The organism is Paraburkholderia sp. RCC_158 (assembly GCF_041355255.1).
In the GTDB taxonomy this organism is placed as follows: domain Bacteria; phylum Pseudomonadota; class Gammaproteobacteria; order Burkholderiales; family Burkholderiaceae; genus Paraburkholderia; species Paraburkholderia graminis.
In genome coordinates this window covers 1-693 of record NZ_JBFUPM010000086.1, presented here as the reverse complement: position 1 = coordinate 693, position 693 = coordinate 1, and the positions used below count along the sequence as shown (strand labels likewise).

The 693-nt window shown below is 57.4% G+C and carries 1 protein-coding gene; it reads right to left on the bottom strand.

What is annotated here, in order from left to right; translation table 11 throughout:
* Positions 1–76: 76 nt before the first annotated feature.
* Positions 77–693, bottom strand: a 617-nt coding sequence (istB, locus tag AB6809_RS36255) for an IS21-like element helper ATPase IstB (RefSeq protein ID WP_371028612.1), incomplete at its 5' end; no start/stop codon positions are given.

Genomic DNA, 693 nt, shown 5'->3' with positions numbered 1-693 from the left:
CCCGGACGGTCACCTCAAACTCCTCCACTTGTGGTCGCGCAAACTCCTCCACCCGGCAGCAGGACAAGGTTGTTTTTTAGCTCGCTTTGGTTTTGCGCGCAAGGGTTTCAGCAGCCTCCTTCAGGCGGTAACTGCGGCCGTCGAATTCAAGCGAGTGGCAGTGGTGCATGAGTCGATCGAGAATGGTGCTGCTCATGGTGTTGTCGCCGAGATAGGCTCCCCAGTCCTGCACGACGCGGTTGGACGTGACGATGGTGCTGCGGCGCAGTTTGTATCGTTGATGAACGAGGGTTTGCAGTAGCGCACCAGCGGCATCCGGAATCGATCGTGACAGAAACAGGTCGTCCAGAATCAGCAGATCGCAGTCGAGAATGTTGCGCAGACGTTTCTCCTGCTGGTCGGGCTCGCTGAGACTGAAACGCGCAAAGAAGTCGTCGGTCTCAAGATACTGGACCTTATAGCCTTGCAGAACGGCCTGGTTGGCGATGGCCTTCGCGATGTGCGATTTGCCAGTACCAGGTTTGCCGATGAGAAGCGCGTTCTCGCCGGCCGAAACGAACTTCAGCGTTCGCAACTCCAGACACGCCTGACGCGGAAGTTTCGGATTGAAGGACCAGTCGAATTCGGCAAACGTGAGCTTCTCGTCAAGCCCCGACTGTTTATGCCGACGCTCGATCAGCCGGGACTGACGAC